The organism is Pseudoxanthobacter sp., assembly GCF_036822375.1.
Lineage (GTDB): Bacteria > Pseudomonadota > Alphaproteobacteria > Rhizobiales > Segnochrobactraceae > Pseudoxanthobacter.
On the sequence record NZ_DAISHT010000240.1, the window covers coordinates 1 to 4,745 of the forward strand.

Here is a 4,745-nt window from a genome sequence, read left to right on the forward strand (position 1 = left end):
CAGCTCAACGATTATCTGCGCGATCAGGGACTGTTCTTTCCCATCGATCCGGGTGCCGATGCCAGCCTTGGCGGCATGGTTTCCACCCGCGCTTCCGGCACCAATGCGGTGCGCTACGGCACGATGCGCGAGAACGTGCTGTCGCTTGAAGTGGTGCTGGCCGACGGCACCGTCATCGATACCGCGCGCCGGGCGCGCAAAAGTTCGGCCGGCTACGATCTGACCCGCCTCATCGTCGGCGCGGAAGGCACGCTCGGCATCGTCACCGGCGTCACTCTGCGCCTGCACGGCCTGCCGGAGGCGATCATTGCCGGCGTGTGCCCGTTCGACAGCCTCGATGCCGCCTGCCGTGCGGTCATCGCCACCATCCAGAGCGGCATTCCGGTGGCGCGCATCGAGCTGCTGGACAGCGCCGGCATCCGCGCCGTCAACCTGCACTCCCATCTGGAACTGCCCGAGCAGCCGCATCTGTTCGTGGAGTTTCACGGCTCGCCGGCCGGGGCTGCCGAGCAGGCGGACGCCTTTGCCGCCATTGTCGCCGATTTCGGCGGCGGCCGGCTGGAGGTGGCCCACAAGCCGGAAGACCGCACCCGGCTCTGGCATGCCCGCCATGAGTTCTATTTCGCCGTCCGCGCGCTGCGCCCCGGCACCGAGCCGATGGTGACCGATGTGTGCGTGCCGATCTCGCGGCTTGCCGCCTGCATCGAGGAAACAATGGCGGACGTGGCAGAAACCGGTCTGATTGCGGCGGTTGCCGGCCATGTCGGCGACGGCAATTTCCATGTTCAGGCCATGGTCGATACCGGTTCGGCTGCCGAAATCGCGGCGGCGGAGGCTTTCCTCAGGCGTCTTGCCCACCGGGCCATCGCCATGGACGGCACCTGCACCGGCGAACACGGCGTGGGGCAGGGCAAGATCGCCTGTCTCGACGAGGAGCACGGCGCCGGCCTTGGCGTGATGCGGGCGCTGAAGCTGGCGCTCGATCCCGCCGGCATCCTCAACCCGGGCAAGATCGTCGGCACGCAGCGGCTGGTTGCCGGCGGGCCGGATGCCGCCTGACGGGCGGCGCAACCAACTGAGACGTGGAGCCAGCGCGCGCCATGGCCGGCCGGGGCCGGGCGGGCGCCGCCCCTGAGGGAGACGGACCCTGAACGCTCTGCTCATGACCGTGGGCATCGCCATCATCATGGCGTTCGCGACGGCTTTCGTCGGGCCCTATTTTGTGGACTGGACCCAGATGCGCCCCGCCATCGAGGCGGAAGCGGCGCGTCTGGTCGGCCTGCGCGTGCGCGTGCTCGGATCGGCCGATGTGCGTCTGCTGCCCGTTCCCTCCATCACCCTTTCCGATGTGCGGGTGGGCGCCGCGGAGGCGCCGGTGCTGACGGCCGAGCGCGTTTCCGCGGAAATCGATCTGCCCGCGCTGCTGCGCGGCGCCGTGCATGTCACCGGTCTCGATCTGGAGCGGCCTGTCATCCGCCTTGCCTTCGATGGCGGCGGTGCGCTGGCGGTTGCCCCCGGCACCGCCGCGCCCGGTGCGCCCGGCCGCACCGACGTGGCGCTGGAAGGCGTCGGGCTGCACCGCGGCACCGTCGAGATTTCCGATGCCCGCAGCGGCGTTGCCTATCGTCTCGGCAACCTTTCCGCCACGCTCGATGCGCGCTCCCTTGCCGGGCCCTATCGCATGGCCGGGTCTCTGCAGGCCGGCGGCGTGCCGGTCACCTTCAGCCTCGCCACCGCCGCGCGCGAAGGCGACGGCGTCAAGCTGAAGGCGGACCTTGCCTCGCCGCTGTGGCCCCTGCAGATTGCCGCCGATGGCGTGGTGCAGCTCGCCGGTCCGCTGCCGGTCTACGAGGGCCGTTTCAGCGCCGGCCCGCGCCCGGCCGCCGCCGGCGAGAAGAGCGCTCCGCCCCCCGCGCCGATGACGCTGAGCCGGGTTTCAGGCCGCTTCCGCCTCGATTCGTCCGCTCTCGGGCTGTCGGCACTGGAGGCCGGCTTCGGCGCCAGCGCCAATGTCGTGGCTTTCGACGGCGATGCCGCGCTGGCCTTCGCGCCGGCACCGCGCTTCGATGTCGATCTGCGGGCCCGGCAGATCGATCTCGATTTTCTGGCCGGTTCCACGGCCGACCATGTTGTCAGCCCGGCCCAGGCACTGGCCGGGCTCGCCGCCGTGCTGCCCGGCCTGCCGTTGCCGGGCCTTCCCGGCCGGCTGCGGCTGGGGGTCGATTCCATGGTCATGGCCGGCGGCATCGTGCAGAACGGCCGTCTGGAGGCCAGCCCCGGCGCCGACGGCTGGCAGGTGGCGGCGCTGTCGCTGGAGCCGCCCGGCCGCACGCGCATCAGCTTTTCCGGCAGCCTGCAATCCGGCCCCGCGCCGCGGCTGGAGGGGCGCCTTTCGCTCACCTGCGAGCAGCCCGGCACCCTCGGCGCGTGGCTGCGCGGCACCGCCCGCGTGCCCTCCGGCCTGCAGCCGGTGGCGCTCGATGCCGGCTTCGCGCTGGATGCGGCCGGTCTGGAGGTCTCCGACTATGCCGCCCGCCTCGGCAAGGACGGTGTGGAAGGCGCCCTGAGCTGGCACCCCGCCACGGCCGGCGGCAAGTCGGCTCTGGCGCTTTCCGCCCGTGCCCGGCGGCTCGATTTCGACCGGGTGGCCGAACTCGGCCGGGCGATTGCACCCGATGGCATCGGTGCACTGGCCGGCGCCATTGCCGGCGACGTCTCACTGTCGGTCGCCGCCGACCGCGCGGCCGTCGGCGGCATCGATGGCCGCGCGGTCGATGTCGAGGCGACCTTCGCCGGCGGCAATCTCGATGTGCGGCGCCTCGATATCGAAGACCTCGCGGGCGCGAAAGTCAGCGCCACCGGCACCGTGGAGGCGATCGGCACCCACCCGCGCGGCAGCCTGACGGCATCTGTTGCCGCGGCCCGCTTCGATGGCCTCGCCACGCTGGCGCAGGCGCTGGTGCCCGATGCACCGGGCCTCGGCGCCTTCGTGCGCGCTGCGCCGCTGCTGGGGCCCGCCAGCCTGCAAGCCCGCTTCGAGGCCGGGCCGGTCGGGCCGGCCACCTCGATGAAGCTAACCCTCGGCGGCGAGGCCGGCGGCACCGCCGTCGATGCCCGCGCCTCGTTCACGGGCACCTTCGACGACTGGCGCGAAGGGCTGATCGGCCTCAGCGTGGAGGCATCCGGGCCGGACGGTACGCGGCTTTTCGGCCAGTTCGGCCTGCCGGTGGTGCCGGTGCGCGGCATCGGCGCCGGTGCGCTGGCCATTTCGCTCACCGGGCGGGCGGCCGGCGAGGTGCAGACCGTGCTGTCGGCCGATTTTGCCGGTTCGCGGCTCGATGTCAGCGGCAAGCTGTCGGCGCCGGCCGGGCAGGCGCCCGAAGGCAGTTTCGACGTCAGGCTCGACAGCCGCGACATCGTCCCGGCGGCGATTTCCTTCGGCCAGATCGCGCCGGGCCTGACCGGCGCGGTGCCGGCTGCCCTGACGGCCCGCATGACCCTCAAGGGCGAGACCGTGGCTGTCGGGACCGTCCGCGGTTCGGTTGCCGGCAGCACGGTTTCCGGCAACGGCGTCGTCGATCTCGCGCCGGCCCGGCCGTCCGTGAAGGGGGCGGTCACGGTGTCGGCTCTGAGCGGCAGCTTTGCCGCCGAACTCGGCCTTGGCAACGGCGCATGGTCGGTGCTGCCGGCCGATGGCGGGCTCTGGCCCGATACCGCCTTCGGTCCGTCGCTGCTGTCCGGGCTCGATCTCAGTCTCGCCGTCAGTGCACAGGACGTGGAGCTTGGCCCGCTTTCGCTCAGCCGTGCGCAGGCCACGCTGACCTCCGCTCCCGGCGTGGTCACATTCGATGCCCTGTCCGGCACGCTGGCCGGCGGCGCCCTCAGCGGCAGCCTCGGCTTCCATGCCGGCGAGCGCGGTGCGGTGGCGGTGCGCGGGCATCTGGCGCTGCGCGGGGCCGATATTGCCGTGCTGGCCGGCAGCCCCCCCGGCGGGCTCGCCGGCAGCCTCGATGCCAGCCTTGCCGGCGAGGCCGGCGGGCGCTCCGTTGCCGGGCTGATGGCCACGCTTTCCGCCAACGGCGCCGTCGAGGCGCGCGATGTCGTGGTGCCGGCGCTCGATCCGGCGGCCTTCGCCGCAGTGCGCCGGGCTGCCGACAGCGGCGACCTGGCGCTGGAAGACGGCCCTGTCGGCACGGCCCTCGGGCAGGGGTTCGCGGCCGGGCCGCTGAAGATCAATTCGCTCTCCGGCACGCTCACGGTTGCCAGCGGCATCGTGCGGCTCAGCGACGGCACGTTCCGCCTGCCGGGCGATGTGGCCGTGCGCGGCGGGGCGATGCTCGATCTGGTGCGCGGGCAGGTCGACAGCAATCTCACCCTGCTGGTGCCCGCCGGTGCCGACGATCCCGACCGCGTGGCCGATGCGACGCCGGCCGCAGGCATCCGCTTCACCGGCCCGTTTGCCGGGCCGCAGCGCAGCATCGATTCGACGGCCTACACCGCCTATCTGAACCTGCGGGCCATCGGGCGCGAATCGAAGCGCGTGGAAGCGCTGCAGACGCAGGTGCTGGAGGCCGAGCGCCTCGCCCGCCAGCGGCGGCAGCTGGAAGCCGGCAACGCCCGCCGCAAGGCGGAAGCCGCGGCTAAAGCGGCCGCCGAAAAAGCCGCCGCCGACAAGGCCGCCACCGAAAAGGCCGCGACCGGCTTCCGTGACGAGATCGACCGCGTCTTGCAGAACGCCGGCCCGG

2 protein-coding genes are annotated in these 4,745 nt (G+C 72.5%); both read left to right on the forward strand.

Annotated features, from left to right (window positions below):
* A partial coding sequence (locus tag V7067_RS15560) for an FAD-linked oxidase C-terminal domain-containing protein (RefSeq protein WP_334176817.1) occupies positions 1 to 1,059 on the forward strand: 1,059 nt, incomplete at its 5' end.
* Between the two features lie 103 nt (positions 1,060 to 1,162).
* Positions 1,163 to 4,745: AsmA-like C-terminal region-containing protein (locus V7067_RS15565; protein WP_334176818.1), on the forward strand; the 3,583-nt coding region annotated here is incomplete at its 3' end.